We start from the raw sequence: 15,791 nt of genomic DNA, 5'->3' as shown, positions 1-15,791 counted from the left end.
GCAATTTTAAAAGAGGTAAAGATTATGCTTTCTCATCTCAGCCATAACTATATGCTTGGTGTTGGAGTTTTAATCTTTGCCTTTCTTTTCTTTTATATACCGCTGATTTACGCATTTTTCACAATACGTAAGCAACAGCGTAAGCAAAATAAGTTGTAGTGAGTAGAGACCAGAGGCACAAAATTTGGTCATGCATCAATAAAACTTAATTTTGTTTACACATTAAAAGCGTATAGTAGGGACATCTTCGTTTAAGAGATGTCAAATATAGATATACACAACGAAGAGAGAACAAAAATGTCTATCCTTAGTTGGGACGATTTTGAAGATGATTCGCAAAAACCGGCTGCACCTGAACACAAGTCTGCGCCCATCCAACCGGAAAAAACGTCTGCTTCGCAGAATGTATCTGCTGCGCAGTCATCATCGCAGAGCGTGGCAGCTCCACAATCCGCTGGAACCCATTCCGTGCGACCAACAGTTGCCTCCGATACGGTGGCTAGAGCCTCTGCAGCCTTAGAACACTTAGATGTTGCCCCTGGCCTTGAAGAGCTAGAAATGGGCGCGCAACGTGTTCAAGTTGACGACAAAGCAATGATTAACTGTCGTGCGGACTTGAACCAGCTTGTTCCATTTAAATATGAATGGGCTTGGCAGAAGTATCTTGACGGGTGTGCAAACCACTGGATGCCGCAAGAAGTAAACATGAACCTAGACATCGCGCTTTGGAAGTCTGAAAACGGCTTAACTGAAGATGAGCGTACGATTGTTATGCGTTCTTTAGGTTTCTTCTCGACAGCGGACTCTTTGGTTGCAAATAACCTAGTATTGGCAATTTACCGCCACATTACGAACCCTGAATGCCGTCAGTACATTTTGCGTCAAGCATTTGAAGAAGCGATTCACACTCACGCTTACCAATACTGTATCGAATCTTTAGGTATGGATGAAGGCGAAGTCTTCAACATGTACCGTGAAGTTCCATCTGTTGCGCGTAAAGCAGCGTGGGGATTGAAATATACTCAATCTTTAACTGATCCTAATTTCCACACAGGCACACCTGAAAACGACCAGCGTTTACTTCGTAACCTGATTGCATTCTACTGTGTTCTTGAAGGGATCTTCTTCTATTGTGGCTTTACTCAAATTTTGAGTATGGGTCGTCGTAACAAGATGAACGGTGTTGCTGAGCAATTCCAATACATCTTGCGTGATGAGTCTATGCACTTGAACTTTGGTATCGACATGATTAACCAAATCAAGATTGAGAACCCTCACCTTTGGAGTGCAGAGTTCCAACAAGAAGTGGTTCAAATGATTGTTGAAGGCACAATGCTTGAAATCGAATATGCGCGTGACACAATGCCACGTGGTGTATTGGGTATGAACGCAAGCATGATGGAAGAATATTTGAAATTCATCTGTAACCGCCGTTTATCTCAGTTAGGTTTACCAGAGCAATTTGCTGGTGTGACTAACCCATTTGCGTGGATGTCTGAGATGATGGACTTACGTAAAGAGAAGAACTTCTTTGAAACTCGCGTAACTGACTACCAAACTGGTGGTGCGTTAAGCTGGTAAGTTTAAGTATCCGTCACGCGACACATTGTTTGTCATTTGCGACGCATAGTTTGTCATTGAACGACACATTGTTTGTCATTGAAAAAATAGAGCCTAATGGCTCTATTTTTTCTTATATAACCTAAATTTTAGTTTCTATATATTTACGTGAGACAACAAAATAGACCATTTTTGAAACCAGCTCGTCTTAATAGTTCAGTTTCTATTTAAAAATGCAACTAAATATAAATAAATTATAAAAACAATAAATTACAGATAGATATAAATAAAACAAAGGAATAAAATATAAACAACTTCAAAATATAATATTATTTGAGTAAATATTTAAATGTCAAAAGATAAACTTCAAAAAATCTGGAATGAAATAAAAATAACTTATGCCAAAATCAAAGAAATTTATTTAGCTCCTCAAATAACCTCTTCACATCAATATTTATCTTTAACACCGATTACTAACGCAGATGAAGATAATGCTTATTCTGATATGCTAAAATTTGCATTATCACAGAAGAAAACCAACAACATTGCTATAACTGGACCATATGGTTCAGGCAAGAGTAGCGTGTTACAAACTTTCCAAAAAAATAATCCACAATGGAAATACTTAAATATATCGCTAGCAACATTCAAAGATCATTTAGAAATTGAAGGTAATAATAAAGAAATTGAAATCGAAGCTATAGAAAAAAGTATATTACAACAACTCTTTTATTCTGTAGATCAAAAAACATTACCTCGCTCCAGACTAAAACGAATCGTAACTGTTCAACCTAGAGAGCTAATTGCTAATACACTTTTTATTTTCCTATGGGCTTTTCTAACACTATTTATATTTTTTCCAGAAAGTATTTTTTTTGATAAGTTTAGTATATTGGCTAGTTCAGACCAACTAGCTCAAACAACTGTCTCATTATTATTTTTAATGTATTGCATAGTTGGATTATTCACTGGAATAAAATATATTGAAAAGCTTAAAGAACTTAAATTAAAGTTTCAAGATACCGAAATCACATTAAATAATGATACAGTAGAATCTATACTAAACAAACACTTAGATGAAATTTTATACTTCTTTGAAAGAACAGATTTCGGTGTAATCGTAATTGAAGATCTGGACCGTTTTGAGAGTTCAGAAATTTTTATTCGACTTAGAGAGCTCAATACTCTTGTCAACAATTCAAAGCAAGTAAATCGCCCTATAGTATTTTTATATGCCATTAGAGATAACATGTTTCAAGATAAAGATCGCTCTAAGTTTTTTGACTTCATTGTTCCGATTATTCCAGTCATAAACCCCGCAAATGCTTATGAATTGATTCGAAAAAACTATATTAACGAAGAAAATGATAGACAACTACATAATGAAATTGAAGATATTTTCTTACATCAAGTCTCTCTTTATTTTGATGATATGAGACTTGTAACAAATATTTTTAATGAGTTTAAGCTTTATGTTCAAAAACTCAAAAATCCGAATCTGAATAAAAACAAACTACTAGCTTTAATTATTTATAAAAATTACTACCCTGCTGAATTTGCAAACCTACACTCTAATAAGGGTGAAATATATGAAATTTTTAAAATCAGCAAGAAAAATATCATTGCTAGTCAATTAGAGCAGATTAAACAAGAAATAATCACTTTGGATGAAAAAATTCAAGCATCACAATTAGAAAAAATTCAAACAGTCACAGAGTTAAGAAAATTATATGTTTATGAAATCTTAAAAAGATACCCCAATATTACAGGGGCAAGTAATAACTACAATTATATTAGAAGTACTAGCTATCTAGTAAAACTTAAAATTGGAGACTCATATCTAGATCACAACAATCTAACAACTGATGAAAATTTCAACATTCTTCAAAATTCAGATAATATAGAATGGTTTGTAGAGATTACCAGTAATAATACAAATATTGAAATTCAAAATAGTCAAGATATTACTTTTACTTTTAAAAAGATTGAAAATCGAGTAAACGCTACACTCTCATATACAGATAGAGAAACTAGTATTATAAATCGTGAAACAACCAATCGTGGAAAATTATTGGAGCAAAAGCAAGGTTTAGTTAATAAAAAAAATAGTCTTCAGCTGAATACATTAAAAGAATTACTAAGTAAAGATATCAGCGAAGAATTCTTTTATTCTGAAAATCACCCTCCTCTTCTTCAATTTTTAATTAGAGAAGGATACATAGATGAGCACTACCCTGACTATATTTCACTCTTTATTGACAGTGTAATAAATATTAGTGAAAGAGATTACGCACAACGTGTTATAAACCATATAAACTCAGATTTTGATATCAATTTGACTAATGTAAAAAAAATATTAGAAAAATACTTAACACCTAGACAGTTTTCACACACAAGCATTCTCAATTTTAGCTTAGTAGATTTTATACTTGAGAACCATGATAAATTTAATGATCATTACAATAATTTATTCAAATTATTATCAAATCAAGATGAACGTTCAATTAAGTTTATTTTCGAATATATAGATAGAGGGAAAAACTCATCCCTATTCATTAATGAAATAGTTAAAATCTGGCAGGCTTTTTTTGAATATATTCATACGTCAATGACAGATGAAAAAGTTGAAAGCTATCTTCTGCTGATATTGAAAAATTTAGAAAAAGAAAGTATTTCTTTTCTTAACAAAGATGACATTCTAAAAAACTATCTGTCTTCTAAAATCAATTTTATCGAATACATCAAAGATACCCATAGCACTGAACAAGAAACTATTAGTTTCCTAGAAATTCTTGAGCCAAAATTTGACTATTTAGAATGTAAGAATGAAGAGGACAGAAGTCTATTCAATGAAATATGTCAAAAAGAATATTTTGAATTTAATGAAAAAATGATATTACAAATTATACTGTTAAATAATGAAGATAAAAACCACAATGAAATAATAAATAAATTTAAATCAATGCCTTACAGTATTTCAATGAACTTTGCACCAATGTATTTAAAAAGCCAAATAGAAAATAAAATTAATCAATATTTTGAAAAAATTTTATATACTTCAACTCATAAACTTAATGAATATGAACACTACTTCATAGATTTAATCAACAAACTAAATTTAGATGATTCTCATAAAATATGGTTGATTGAAAACAATGAAGTTCAAATTGACTTAATTTCTTATATTCGCGAAGCCAAATTTTGGAAACCAATTTTATCTGAGAACAAAGTAAAACCTAGCTGGGATTCTTTAATTTCATATTATAAGCATAATGATAGTACATTAGATGAAGTAATTTCTAAATATATTGATAAAAATAATGAATTACTAAAAGAACAAAAAATCTCGGATTCTGAAAGTAAAAAAAGTACTCCAGAGATTACCAATGAATTTGAAATTGCACTTCTTGAATCTGACTCATTTTCGGAAACTTCTTATCAAGCAATAGTTTATGCAAGAATGTTTAATTATAAATCTCTTGATTTATCAAATTTATCAAATTCTAAAATTTCTCTTTTAATAAGCGAGAAAGTTCTATCTCTAACATCAGAAAATACTGAAAGCTTGAGAAAAAAATCTTCTAGCTACATTAGAGATATCATTGTTCGAAATTCAGGAGACTTCTTAGAGTTGATCGAAGAAATAATTTTAGAAAACCACGAATATGAATTACTTCTTCAATCATCAGAACTTACATATGCACAAAAACTAATAATAGTTGAAAAACTTGGAATTAATTTTTATCAAGAATCAAATGTTCAACATACAATCAATCAAATTTTTAAATATAATGGAAAATATATTCCTATAGAATATATCAACAACTATTTTTCAAAAATCTTATCAACACAAACCAGAGTTAAATTTCTTATTCCAGAAATTCCTAATCTTGATCACCCAGAAATTTCTAGATTGTTAAATATGTTAGATGAACCATACAAATTAATTACGGACATAGGAAATCACTCCTTAAGCTATAGTAATGAAAATGAAAGTCTAATCAATGCTCTTAAGGAAATTGGTTATGTGAATCGAGTCATCGTCCGTGAAAAAAAATCACTTCTAGGAGTAAAGTCAAAATCCACGATAACTTTTACAACTAAATCATAGTTCATTTGGTTTGGCTATTTTATTTTTGATGAAATAGCCAAGATTTCTTTAAGATTTAGCTCTTCATATCCTATATTTAAAGCTGTCAACCAATCCATTAACTCAATCACATCAAGTCTTCTTTCCAATATTTCAACTTTAGAAACATATGATTGGGGCTTTTTCAAACGACGAGCTAACTCAACCTGAGTCACATTTTTGGACTCACGAAGTTCTATAAGTTTCTTAATTAGGTATTGATACCTAGGATCGTGTATTGAGCGCATGGCTCAATATCAGTTACAATTGAAAATATCCCAAAATAGGATATTTTAGAGAAATAGAACTATGCTAATTACTAAAAAATTAATAATCCTTTCATTCATGATTCCTTTAACATCATGTACAACAAAATTCCAAGATACTGGTACATCCACTTCAGTCAAACAGATGCTACTCAATGAATGGGGTATAAAATCATATGACACAGCAAAGCCAATTTTGATCAATAATGAATATGAAATGAGGGTATCAACTTACTCCTCTCCCTTTTTTATTCATCAACAATGGGTAGAGCAACTTGCCTCTCCTTATAAAAACTTACAAGGGCTATGTCGTAGGCAAGATGGCATCTTTAGCTATATTGGTGATAATAACTCAGTGATAATACATGCTCGTTCTATCAATAGTAGAGAGACTCTACCTCCACCAGATCGCTTAACAACTGAAATACTGACACAAATCAGAAATTCTAAATGGATTGGTAATTATTCTTGTACAAACTCTAAAGAAAACTGGAAAACATCAATAAAAGCCACAAAATGGAGAGCTGAAAATAAGGGGAAAAATGCTTATCGCTATATAACCCTCACAACACAAATTGAAATGCTAAATTGATACCTGAAATCATGTGTTGAGCTAAGTGCTGAATATCAGTTACAATTTAAATATCCTAATTTGGGATATTTAAATTTAACCCTATCTGTTTCTAAAGTTTTTCGATTCATCCAGCAATAAAAAACTCTAGAACAATAGTTTAGGAATTCGATGTGAAGCAAAAATTTTCTGTAGCTCAAATGAATAGTATTGTTAAAAAAAATTTAACAGGTACAAGTGTCGAAAAAATTTGTCAGGAATATCAAATTAGTGTAGCAACTTTTTATCGGTGGAAAGCTAGCTACTTGGATATAAGTGAACAAATTCTTACTCGACTAGATAAATTAGAACAGGAAAATTTAGCTTTAAAACAGATGTATGCAGAAGAGAAACTTTCTAAAAGGCTTGAAGCCTAGGAGCCTTGATACAAATGAATTTTTATTAAAATTCTCAACCAATTCAAACAATCTCTTCAGATTTACTTATCTTGATTAAATCTGTTGATCGAAGCGACGAATTACGATTTGTCTATGAAAATTGAGCTTTTAGAAGCTTAGGACAATAACCTAGGCTTTAACATTTTTAAAATAGTTCCTTTAGAAGGGAGGAGAAAACTCATATATCATTTCAAGACCCCGCTTACCATCTTGAATATCGAATAGAAAATTAGTGTAGGCTTTTTTACTAATTCCCTTACCCTTTAAATCAATAATATCTTCATCTTCAGCCACTAATAAAATATAATTTAACTTATTGGATCTATCAAAAAACTCATCAACATCATTACTATCAAAATTTCTTAATTTACTCAAATAATTAGAAAAAACATATAGGTAAATTATAAAACCCAATTCATATCTAAAATTTGCTAAAGGCAAAAAAACACACATTACCAATAATATTCTATAAATTGATCTCCCTATACTTAAAGCGATTTCTCTTTGATTTTGCTCATTAGCAATTCTTAAAAAGATGATCAATGCAGCCAATGCATCCAAATTTGCCAGCCGCTCTATTCTTGTTAACTCTTTTCTTATATGTAAAACAGAGATTAATTCATTTTGATCGTTTACCGACTTAAAAAGAATTTTTCGTATATCCCAAGAAAGTTGATTTACGCCATCTTCTATAAACCATTTCAATGGTTTACGACCTCGAATTACCTCCCACACAACATGGTTAATAATCCTAGCGGTCCCTTTTACATGCTGATCGGCTTGATTTATAAGTTCTTTTCCAGGCGTATGCTTTCCTCTTCTATATTTTGCCCATCTAATATTATTATTAATATCTTTCGCCTCATCTTTCCCAAATACATCAGGTTCAATGAACTTTGCTATCTCATGATTTGTACTATTTAAAAATTTTCTTTTTATATATGCATACCAAATGGTTGTACGAATAACATCAAGCCAATCTCTTCTTATCCTCGTTTTTATTTTTGCTTGCATATTTTAGCAACCTCGACGCAACCACATACCAATTAAATCTATCTTTTAAAAATCAATAACTTAATGAAAAATTATAAATAACTTTAGCCCTTAACGCTCTTCTACCATATTTTTCTAAGAAGATATATGCTTTTGTTATGACGTGTTAGGACTAAATAAGATGAATAAAGCAATCTTAATAAGTGCAGAAATGATTGAACGTGATCTATTTGAACGTCATGGCCCCATGATTTCAGATGAAGCATTGAGAGTTGCATTGGGATATCGTTCTATCGATGCCTTTAGGCAAGCCTTAACAAGAAAAACTGTACCAATCCCCATTTTCTCTGTCGAAAACCGTCGTGGTAAATATGCGCTCGTTAAAGACTTAGCCTTTTGGTTGGCAAAACAACGAAATGAATCCATCCAATAAAGTTAATTTCCACAAAGGAGTGACATTAATGACATAAAAAATTAGCAAATAAAAAACGGACCCTAAAAGGATCCGTTGGTGACTTTATATAGAAACATACAAAGACTTGGTAATCAAAGTATCTTCTGTATTCAGCCACCAGTCAAGATTTGTTGCTTATTTTTAAGCAACAAAAGATTTTTCTCACCCTCATTTTCAGGGGTGGGTAAGCCAAAATACTGGAGATACACTCATCATGAGCCTTAACTCATCTTTTAACTTCAATGAATTCTACAAAAATATTTTTGATCAAATAGAACAAGCTTTTAACAATAAGTCAGATATAGCTGGAACTATTCATGGCCAAAGAAAAATTTATCAAGGTTGCTTTGGGCGAAACACAGCATTGTTTCCAAGCACAAAATGCAACGGATCCATTCCAGTTGAGAGCAGGCTGGAATTAGCTCATGCTATCTGTCTTGAACAAGATCCTCAAGTTAAACAATTTAGAACTCAATCACTTAAGATTCCATTATCTCAAAACAAGTGCTCTTATCCTGATTTTTTAATTGAAACTAATGACAATAACTTTGAAGTCCATGAGGTTAAGCCCTGTATTAAATCTTTACCGTATAAAGATATAGAACGCTTTGAAAGGCTTTCAACCATATTTAGTTCAATTGGAATCACATTTAAACTTGTAGACAAAACAATCCTTCCATCGGAGAAGCAACTTCAGCATTTACTTTATCTGTACCAACGAGGACATCGTCATCAATGGAATCGCTTTGAAATCAATTTTGCTCTTGAGCAATTACAGAAGCAAGAATTACACGATATTAATCAAGCTCATAAAATGCTTAAAGACATTGGGCTAAAGGAGGAATTAGGAGATTACCTTTTATTCCATAAAAAAATTAGTATTCCTCTCAACAAACCAGCGTTGACCAATGGGAGTGTTTGATATGGAAAAATCTCTCTTAATTCCCGAACCAGGCTTTCGTTTTACGTTCAATAAACATGAAGATCAGGTCTTTGAAATTTCGTATGTTGGAAATAATAAAATACGATATGCTGCTGTTATTGGCGGTAAACAACATTTTATTGAAACAAGTGATTTTGATGCCAGATATAAAGAGGGTGAAATACTTTGTGTTTTTGCACCCGATAAACTGATTATTAATCCGGAATCTTGTGAAGAAATTCATCGTAAAGAGTTTTATGTAAAACAGGCATTGCATCTGTTGGCTCACCCAACGAGCTTAAAATTACTGCCAAGTTTTATTAAATCAACTGCTTCTGACTTGAATGATCCTACTCCCCCATCCCCAAGGACTCTTGCGCGATGGATTTATAACTATATAACGCATTCCCAAAATAAGTTAATGCTTAAAAGGCAGTATAAGGGCAATAAAACGCTACGTTTCCCAACAGAAATTTATCAAATATTGAATCAAGGAATAAAAGAAATATATCTTGTTCCTGAATATAGAACCAGTAAAGACGTACAGGCTTACATGCTCGGACGATTCCTAGAAGAAGGAATTTCTACCAAGTATTTGCCAAGTAGACGCACGATCCAACGCCATATAGAACAGCTAGATCCCTATATAACTACCAAGGTGAAAAAAGGTAGTCGAGTTGCAACAAAAACTTTTAAGGCTTCTGGCAGAAAACAAATAAGTCCTTTTGCATTATATATGGTCGAAATTGATACACATTATCTTGATATTATTGTAGTTGACCCTAGCACCAATTCTCCATTAGGTCGACCTTTTCTAGCATGTGCAATTGATGTCTATTCACGAGCAATTGTAGGAACATATATCAGTATGTTTCCACCAAGCTCAATGACAACTTTAGCTGTCATTAAAGATATGATCACGCGCCCACAACATGGTTTCCCTGGAGGAATTCCAACACGTATAGTTCCTGATAATGGTGTTGAATTTAAAAATAATGCTTTATCAAGAGTCTGTGAACAGCTAAAAATAACTCTAACTCCATCACAAGTTGGTACCCCTGATAATAAGCCACATATTGAACGTTTCTTTAAAACACTCACTGAAGGTCTTTTACATAAGTTACCAGGAACAACTTTTTCTAATCCAAAAGCAAGAGGCAGTTATCAATCTTCAAAAGCAGCTAAGTTATCCTTAGATCAGGTTAAAAAGTTTGCCGATAGCTGGATTAACGACATTTATCATACTTCTATCCATAGCTCAACTGGACAAACACCAATCGTGATATGGGGAAATGAAGTCAAAAACATTAAACCATCTTTTATTGATGAGACAGATGCGAATATTCTCTGTCGCAGATCAGTCGAGAGAAAAATTAATCACGGTCAAGTGACTATAGACGGTTTAAGTTACTATTCTCACCTGCTTGCTACTTTGAAAGCAAAAGGTATGAGTAAAGTCGAAGTACTTATTGATGACTTAGATCTTAGTAAAGTCTATGTAATTGATCCGTTGAACAATAATAGTGTCATCCAAGCTGATTCTACAGATCAAGACTATACAACTGGATTATCTCTTGTCACTCATTTAGAAGTACAAAAGCGCAAGAAACGCCTATCAAAGTCGGATCAACAAAAGTTAGGACCACTGGCTGATCTCTATAACCTTTATAAACTTATGCATGAAGTTCAAAGTGATTTAACAAAACGAAAACCTCGGCTAAGGCCTTTGAAACTTCAATTACCGCAGCAGCTTCAGAAAATAGAAGATAAATTATCTCCTCTTTTAGAAAGCAGTCATGAAGAACCAATCAAATTTAAAAATGATAAAAAGCCAACTTTGAAATTTGGTTCATTAGAGGTAACTAAAAATGGAAAACTCTAATAAGTTTAAAAAAGTTAGTGCCATTAATAATATTATTATTACATCTGATGAATTTATGAAGGCATTTAATGGGATACAGGATTGTGCCAAAAGAAGTATGGCATACGAGGAGCCCATAGGTAGCATGTTACTTGCTGAAGGTGGATTAGGAAAAACAACATTATGTAAGACGATTGAAAGTCAAATGCCTCGTTATGAAAAGGTTGAGGTTAATTACAAGAAAACCGTTGTACCAGTTTTTTATGTTGAGGTTCCATCACAAGGAACAGTTAAATCATTAGCTATTACAATGTTGATAGAGCTAGGAGATCAAACATATACAAGTGGGACTGTAGAATATTTAACAAATCGGTTGATTTATTTACTAAAAACATGTGAAACGAAACTAATTTTTTTAGATGAATTTCATCATTTTTTTGAACGTAAGACAACAACCATACGCATGAATAGAACTACAGGTAACTGGATAAAAACTTTAGCCAATAAAACTGGCATTAGTTTCTGCTTAGTTGGACTACCTGAATTTGTTCCACTACTGCAAGTTGATAGTCAAATTGCTCGCAGATTTCCATTTATTTATAAATTAAACCCGTTAATGATAGAAGACTCTGATGGCTATGGGACTCTTTACGCATTCTTATGTGAGTTTTCGAGAAAACTCTCTGAAATACAAATTAATTTTTCTCCCCCTTTAGATAGCCCTCTCATCGGTTTACAAATATTCTTAGCAACGAAAGGATATCACTCTTATATAGTTAATCTTGTTAGAGAAAGTATTAATCAAGCTCTAGAAAATGGAAGAAATACTGTTATATCAGATGATTTTAATTCAGCTTGGCAACTGGGCATAACTCTCTTTATAAATCAAATTAACAAGAGTCCATTTGAGATGACTTTTTCTCAAGTCTTATCTGCTTTATCAAAGGATAAAAATGATTAACTCTCTTTTGGTACAAGCTATCCCCTACGATGATGAAACTTCTGCTAGTTTTTTATTAAGAACCGCACAATTGAATGGACACTCTTCTGTATATCAACTCTTCGGGAAAGAACGATTTGAATACCTTACAAAAAACACCCCTAACTGCGATTTAACAGATTTACCTCGATTTAAACTTGCACTTGACGTTCTGAATATAAATATAGATTACGAAAAGCTGGTTTTAGCGAAAGTCGGCCCGACTAGTCGCTCCCCAAGAAAATGGGGAGAGCTTAGAATTGATGACAATCTACTGAAGCTTCAAGAGTTTTCTTACTGTCCCAAATGCCTATTAAAGGAACCATTCTTTAGAAAAATTTGGCTATTTAAACCAATCTATGCATGTCCTATACATTCAATCTTTCTTATTGATCAATGCGGGAACTGTGGGCTTAGTATTAAGCTTCAAAAGGGATTAATTACACATTGCCCAAATTGTGCTTTTGAATACTCTCGAGCCACTATAAAGCACTGCGATACTTTATCGAATATTGAATGGTTTATGAATATTCTTAAGGAAGGAGACGCCAATTTCTTTCACGAATTTACATCATATTGGTTAGCAGTAGAAAAATTTGCTCAATTACAAACATCACTTAATGCAGAAGACCAATCGCACATAACCTTTGAGTATTTTACAAATCAAGCTCTTTCAATAGCAAGACTGAGTCAATGGATTAATAATAGAATTGAACTTGCACATCCAAGGATTCAACTCCTACCGTTTCTTAAAGATCAGAATAAATTTTATTACTATACTCAGTATATTCAATTAATTGAGAAAAACTGTAATCCATATACTCCAAATGCAAAATCTAAGGTCTCAAAACTACTGCCTAGTGAAGCTATGTTAGTTCTAGGCATTGGACGTGGAAAATTTAAAAGCTTAATGAAGCAAGACTTTCTGAATTTAGGCAAAGATTATTATAGTTTTGACGACTTCTTAAGCACAGATGTCGAGCAATTTATCAACGAGAATAATCCAAGAATTTCGCAATCTAAAACTCTGCCAAATCTTAATGAATCTGATGCTAACACTTCACAATTATGCTTAAATGAAGTTGCTGAAAAACTTGATATTAATTATGAGACAGCAAGAAAGTTAGTTAAAACTCATTGGTTCAACAGGCACCATCAGAAAAGAACTGGCTCATCAATAAAGATTTCTCACATAGATCTTGAGAATTTTGATTCTAATTATATTGTAGCTTCAGCACTAGCAAAGAAACTTGCTGTCAATCCTACAAACATTGTTGAGAAACTATCAAGCCTTGGTATCAGGGCAATCAGTGGTCCCCATATTGATAAGCAACCTATCAATATATTCTCTCGATCATCAATAGAGAATATTCAGCGTGATGAAATTTGTGGAATAGAACATTACCTAACTAGAACTGGGCGCTCTAAATCTAAGTCAAAAAATTTTACAGAGCATAATACATATTCTTTAGCAGAAGCAGCCAGTCAGCTTAAAATTGGGCAACAACAGGCAGCTTTTCTTACTCAAATAGGCATTCTTACAAGGAGTCAGATACAGCCTATTTCTATTAGGATTGAAAAGACTTCAGTAGAGGTGCTCCAAAAAAAGACTCAAAATGATGACTACATTTCTATTGAAAATGCCTCTACTATGCTGAATTGCACCCTTAACTGGCTTATTCAATATTGGTGTAAAACAGGATTCCTAGAAATTGAGGAATTAGTCTACTGGAGGTTAATTAAAAAGAGTGAATTGGATCAAGTTATTAAATTAAAAGAAGAATATTTGACAGGTACTGAAGCTAGTGCATTACTAGGTATGCGTCATTCACATATCACAAACTTGCAAAAGCAAGGACTTATCAAACCCTATTACATGGGTAAAACTGATAAAAAAATTAGGCTTTTTAAACGTTCTGATGTATTAGGTCTAATGGCTTAAATTTATTGAGTCTATAAAATTGATTATCACTTTTGATTATGCGTTCTTCGTATAATTAAAAGCGAATCATTTGGAATTTCTACTTTCACTTTGATAGAAACCATATTCCCATTTTGATCTTTAGCTTTAGATGTATATTGGACTAAAGCATTTTTCCCAACACCTCTTAACAAAACTTCAGCATCTTTAATTTCTATGTATTCACCTTTCTTCTCTCCAATTCTGGCTTCAGGAAAAAAATCTTTGAATACTAATTTGATATAAATAAGGCTATTTTTATCATCTTCTCGTACAGAACCTAGTGTATTCTTAATAAAAATATTTGTATCTTTTCCTGCATAAAAAAGATATACAACACTGGGAACGATTAAAATATAAACCAACATTAACAATAATTTTTTATTTTTATAGTCCTTCTCATTCTCAGTTAAATTTTCATTATTTAATTTTTCTGTTTTTAATTGATTTATGATTTTATCAATACAAAATTTTAGTAATAAACTTAAAAAAATCATTGTAATCAAATTCAATAATTTTCCACCATAAAAAGCAAACACAAAGGCCAAGCCAAAAACAGAAAGTAAAAACTTGATAAAAAATTTTCCAATTCGATCAACACTTTCTTTCAAATCTAATTTGATAAAAAAAAGATTCAATAATTTTTTGGCTAACTTTTCTCTAAAAGAAAACAAGGTGATACATATATTTTTTAATACACTTAATATACCAACTAAAGTATTTCCGAGAGCATAGTGTGACCCTAAAAATAACAGATACACAAAACAAAATTTAACTGTGATAAGAAAGAATAAAAGACCATCCCCCAACGACAAATCTGTTGGAAAATAATCAATATAAATAAAATAGCAAAGTATAAGGCATATACCAAAACCAATGATAAACTTAGTAATTAGCCCACTAAATCCTATTAGCCATTCTATCTTCAAGAATAGAAATTTAAGGAATTCTGACATTTTTTATTTTTTTGAATCTAAATTCTTAGTAAGAGTCTTCAACAAAATTGACCGCTGGAATTCCTAGACTATTTAATAATTCTGTAGTCATTCGACCATTAACTGTTAATGCTTTATCAACTTGATAATTTGCAATAGCTTTTCTTGTGCTTTTACCCAAATCGCCATCAATTTTTCCGGAATAATAACCGAGTCGTAGTAAAGACATTTGTACACGTTTCACCTGTAGCACACGAGCCAATACCGGGTCTTCTGTTGCTCCAGTATTAACTGAAGTAGAGTTACCATAGAAAGGATTAGAGGCTGTATCAGTCCGTGTAGGTACATTACTATATGTTTTTACAGTTATATTTGAACTTTTTTTCGCAGTTGAAGTAGTTCCAGCATATGAACTACTCGTACTTGGTGCACTATAAGTCGGTACAGAATAGGTTGGAAGTTTAGAACTTGAATAGCCCGAATAACCAGTACCAGAATAATGACTCGAATGACTTGAGTGGCTACGATGACTTGAGTGACTTCGATGTGCAGCAAACACATTTTCGTACTCATAATTGAGAGGACGAATTGATACTGGCTCTAAGTTATCATAAGAATCAACAGTCACATTCGCCATTGCTTCCGCTTTATTATGAACGATTGGAGCTGATACAGCAAAAAGAGCTAACGATTTTATAAATTTACTCAAGTTTCAACCGCCCCA

Annotated in this window: 14 protein-coding genes; 10 read left to right on the top strand and 4 right to left on the bottom strand. The window is 32.4% G+C overall.

Features of this window, described 5'->3' with window-relative positions; all coding sequences use genetic code 11:
- The first annotated feature begins 24 nt into the window (after positions 1-24).
- The 3 genes from WA249_RS12705 to WA249_RS12695 all read left to right on the top strand — a co-directional run bounded on the left by WA249_RS12705 (position 25) and on the right by WA249_RS12695 (position 5,671).
- Entirely contained in the window at positions 25-159 is a 135-nt protein-coding gene (locus WA249_RS12705) for a hypothetical protein (RefSeq protein WP_016139143.1), read from the top strand.
- A 138-nt stretch (positions 160-297) separates the two neighbouring features.
- Complete coding sequence (locus WA249_RS12700; protein ID WP_336169196.1) at positions 298-1,581, top strand: ribonucleotide-diphosphate reductase subunit beta; 1,284 nt, start codon at positions 298-300, stop codon at positions 1,579-1,581.
- 328 nt (positions 1,582-1,909) lie between these two features.
- On the top strand, positions 1,910-5,671 hold the full coding sequence (locus WA249_RS12695; RefSeq protein ID WP_336169194.1) for a YobI family P-loop NTPase: 3,762 nt from the start codon (positions 1,910-1,912) through the stop codon (positions 5,669-5,671).
- A 14-nt stretch (positions 5,672-5,685) separates the two neighbouring features.
- On the opposite strand, the gene WA249_RS12690 is transcribed toward WA249_RS12695, so the two are convergent.
- Complete coding sequence (locus tag WA249_RS12690; RefSeq protein ID WP_336169193.1) at positions 5,686-5,937, bottom strand: helix-turn-helix domain-containing protein; 252 nt, start codon at positions 5,935-5,937, stop codon at positions 5,686-5,688.
- A gap of 61 nt (positions 5,938-5,998) precedes the next feature.
- Between WA249_RS12690 and WA249_RS12685 the strand changes: the two genes are divergently transcribed.
- Entirely contained in the window at positions 5,999-6,547 is a 549-nt protein-coding gene (locus WA249_RS12685; protein WP_336169191.1) for a hypothetical protein, read from the top strand.
- 152 nt (positions 6,548-6,699) lie between these two features.
- Complete coding sequence (locus WA249_RS12680) at positions 6,700-6,942, top strand: transposase (RefSeq protein ID WP_336169189.1); 243 nt, start codon at positions 6,700-6,702, stop codon at positions 6,940-6,942.
- 180 nt (positions 6,943-7,122) lie between these two features.
- On the opposite strand, the gene WA249_RS12675 is transcribed toward WA249_RS12680, so the two are convergent.
- Positions 7,123-7,977 (bottom strand): hypothetical protein, encoded by an 855-nt coding sequence (locus WA249_RS12675; RefSeq protein WP_336169187.1) that lies wholly within the window; start codon positions 7,975-7,977, stop codon positions 7,123-7,125.
- Between the two features lie 160 nt (positions 7,978-8,137).
- Between WA249_RS12675 and WA249_RS12670 the strand changes: the two genes are divergently transcribed.
- The 5 genes from WA249_RS12670 (at position 8,138) to WA249_RS12650 (ending at position 14,114) form a co-directional block, all read left to right on the top strand.
- A complete protein-coding gene (locus WA249_RS12670) occupies positions 8,138-8,389 on the top strand; it encodes a hypothetical protein (RefSeq protein ID WP_336169185.1) in 252 nt (83 codons plus the stop codon).
- Between the two features lie 235 nt (positions 8,390-8,624).
- A complete protein-coding gene (locus WA249_RS12665) occupies positions 8,625-9,332 on the top strand; it encodes a hypothetical protein (protein ID WP_336169184.1) in 708 nt (235 codons plus the stop codon).
- Position 9,333: 1 nt separating this feature from the next.
- Positions 9,334-11,214: a Mu transposase C-terminal domain-containing protein gene (locus tag WA249_RS12660; RefSeq protein ID WP_336169182.1), complete on the top strand. Its 1,881-nt coding sequence runs from the start codon at positions 9,334-9,336 to the stop codon at positions 11,212-11,214.
- Positions 11,201-12,154: a TniB family NTP-binding protein gene (locus WA249_RS12655; RefSeq protein WP_336169180.1), complete on the top strand. Its 954-nt coding sequence runs from the start codon at positions 11,201-11,203 to the stop codon at positions 12,152-12,154. Before WA249_RS12660 ends, WA249_RS12655 begins: the two co-directional genes overlap by 14 nt.
- Positions 12,147-14,114 carry a TniQ family protein gene (locus WA249_RS12650; protein WP_336169178.1) on the top strand — a complete coding sequence of 656 codons (1,968 nt, stop codon included), beginning with the start codon at positions 12,147-12,149 and terminating at the stop codon, positions 14,112-14,114. The genes WA249_RS12655 and WA249_RS12650 overlap by 8 nt, the downstream gene beginning before the upstream one ends.
- A gap of 26 nt (positions 14,115-14,140) precedes the next feature.
- Here the strand turns inward: WA249_RS12650 and WA249_RS12645 are convergent, their stop codons facing one another.
- Both WA249_RS12645 and hxsA read right to left on the bottom strand, forming a co-directional pair.
- Positions 14,141-15,088: a hypothetical protein gene (locus WA249_RS12645; protein WP_336169177.1), complete on the bottom strand. Its 948-nt coding sequence runs from the start codon at positions 15,086-15,088 to the stop codon at positions 14,141-14,143.
- 25 nt (positions 15,089-15,113) lie between these two features.
- Positions 15,114-15,776 (bottom strand): His-Xaa-Ser repeat protein HxsA, encoded by a 663-nt coding sequence (gene hxsA / locus WA249_RS12640; RefSeq protein WP_336169175.1) that lies wholly within the window; start codon positions 15,774-15,776, stop codon positions 15,114-15,116.
- Positions 15,777-15,791: the final 15 nt, after the last annotated feature.

The organism is Acinetobacter sp. 161(2023) (genome assembly GCF_037027805.1).
GTDB lineage: Bacteria > Pseudomonadota > Gammaproteobacteria > Pseudomonadales > Moraxellaceae > Acinetobacter.
Note: the sequence above shows the minus strand (reverse complement) of the source record. Positions and strands in the feature narration are given on the sequence as shown.

Bases quoted from the DNA above. Each gene is read 5' to 3' on its own strand.
- WA249_RS12685 (WP_336169191.1), top strand. From the start codon at position 5,999: ATGCTAATTACTAAAAAATTAATAATCCTTTCATTCATGATTCCTTTA.
- WA249_RS12700 (WP_336169196.1), top strand. From the start codon at position 298: ATGTCTATCCTTAGTTGGGACGATTTTGAAGATGATTCGCAAAAACCG.
- WA249_RS12665 (WP_336169184.1), top strand. From the start codon at position 8,625: ATGAGCCTTAACTCATCTTTTAACTTCAATGAATTCTACAAAAATATT.
- WA249_RS12705 (WP_016139143.1), top strand. From the start codon at position 25: ATGCTTTCTCATCTCAGCCATAACTATATGCTTGGTGTTGGAGTTTTA.
- WA249_RS12690 (WP_336169193.1), bottom strand. From the start codon at position 5,937: ATGCGCTCAATACACGATCCTAGGTATCAATACCTAATTAAGAAACTT.
- WA249_RS12660 (WP_336169182.1), top strand. From the start codon at position 9,334: ATGGAAAAATCTCTCTTAATTCCCGAACCAGGCTTTCGTTTTACGTTC.
- WA249_RS12670 (WP_336169185.1), top strand. From the start codon at position 8,138: ATGAATAAAGCAATCTTAATAAGTGCAGAAATGATTGAACGTGATCTA.
- WA249_RS12645 (WP_336169177.1), bottom strand. From the start codon at position 15,088: ATGTCAGAATTCCTTAAATTTCTATTCTTGAAGATAGAATGGCTAATA.
- WA249_RS12675 (WP_336169187.1), bottom strand. From the start codon at position 7,977: ATGCAAGCAAAAATAAAAACGAGGATAAGAAGAGATTGGCTTGATGTT.
- WA249_RS12655 (WP_336169180.1), top strand. From the start codon at position 11,201: ATGGAAAACTCTAATAAGTTTAAAAAAGTTAGTGCCATTAATAATATT.
- WA249_RS12650 (WP_336169178.1), top strand. From the start codon at position 12,147: ATGATTAACTCTCTTTTGGTACAAGCTATCCCCTACGATGATGAAACT.
- WA249_RS12695 (WP_336169194.1), top strand. From the start codon at position 1,910: ATGTCAAAAGATAAACTTCAAAAAATCTGGAATGAAATAAAAATAACT.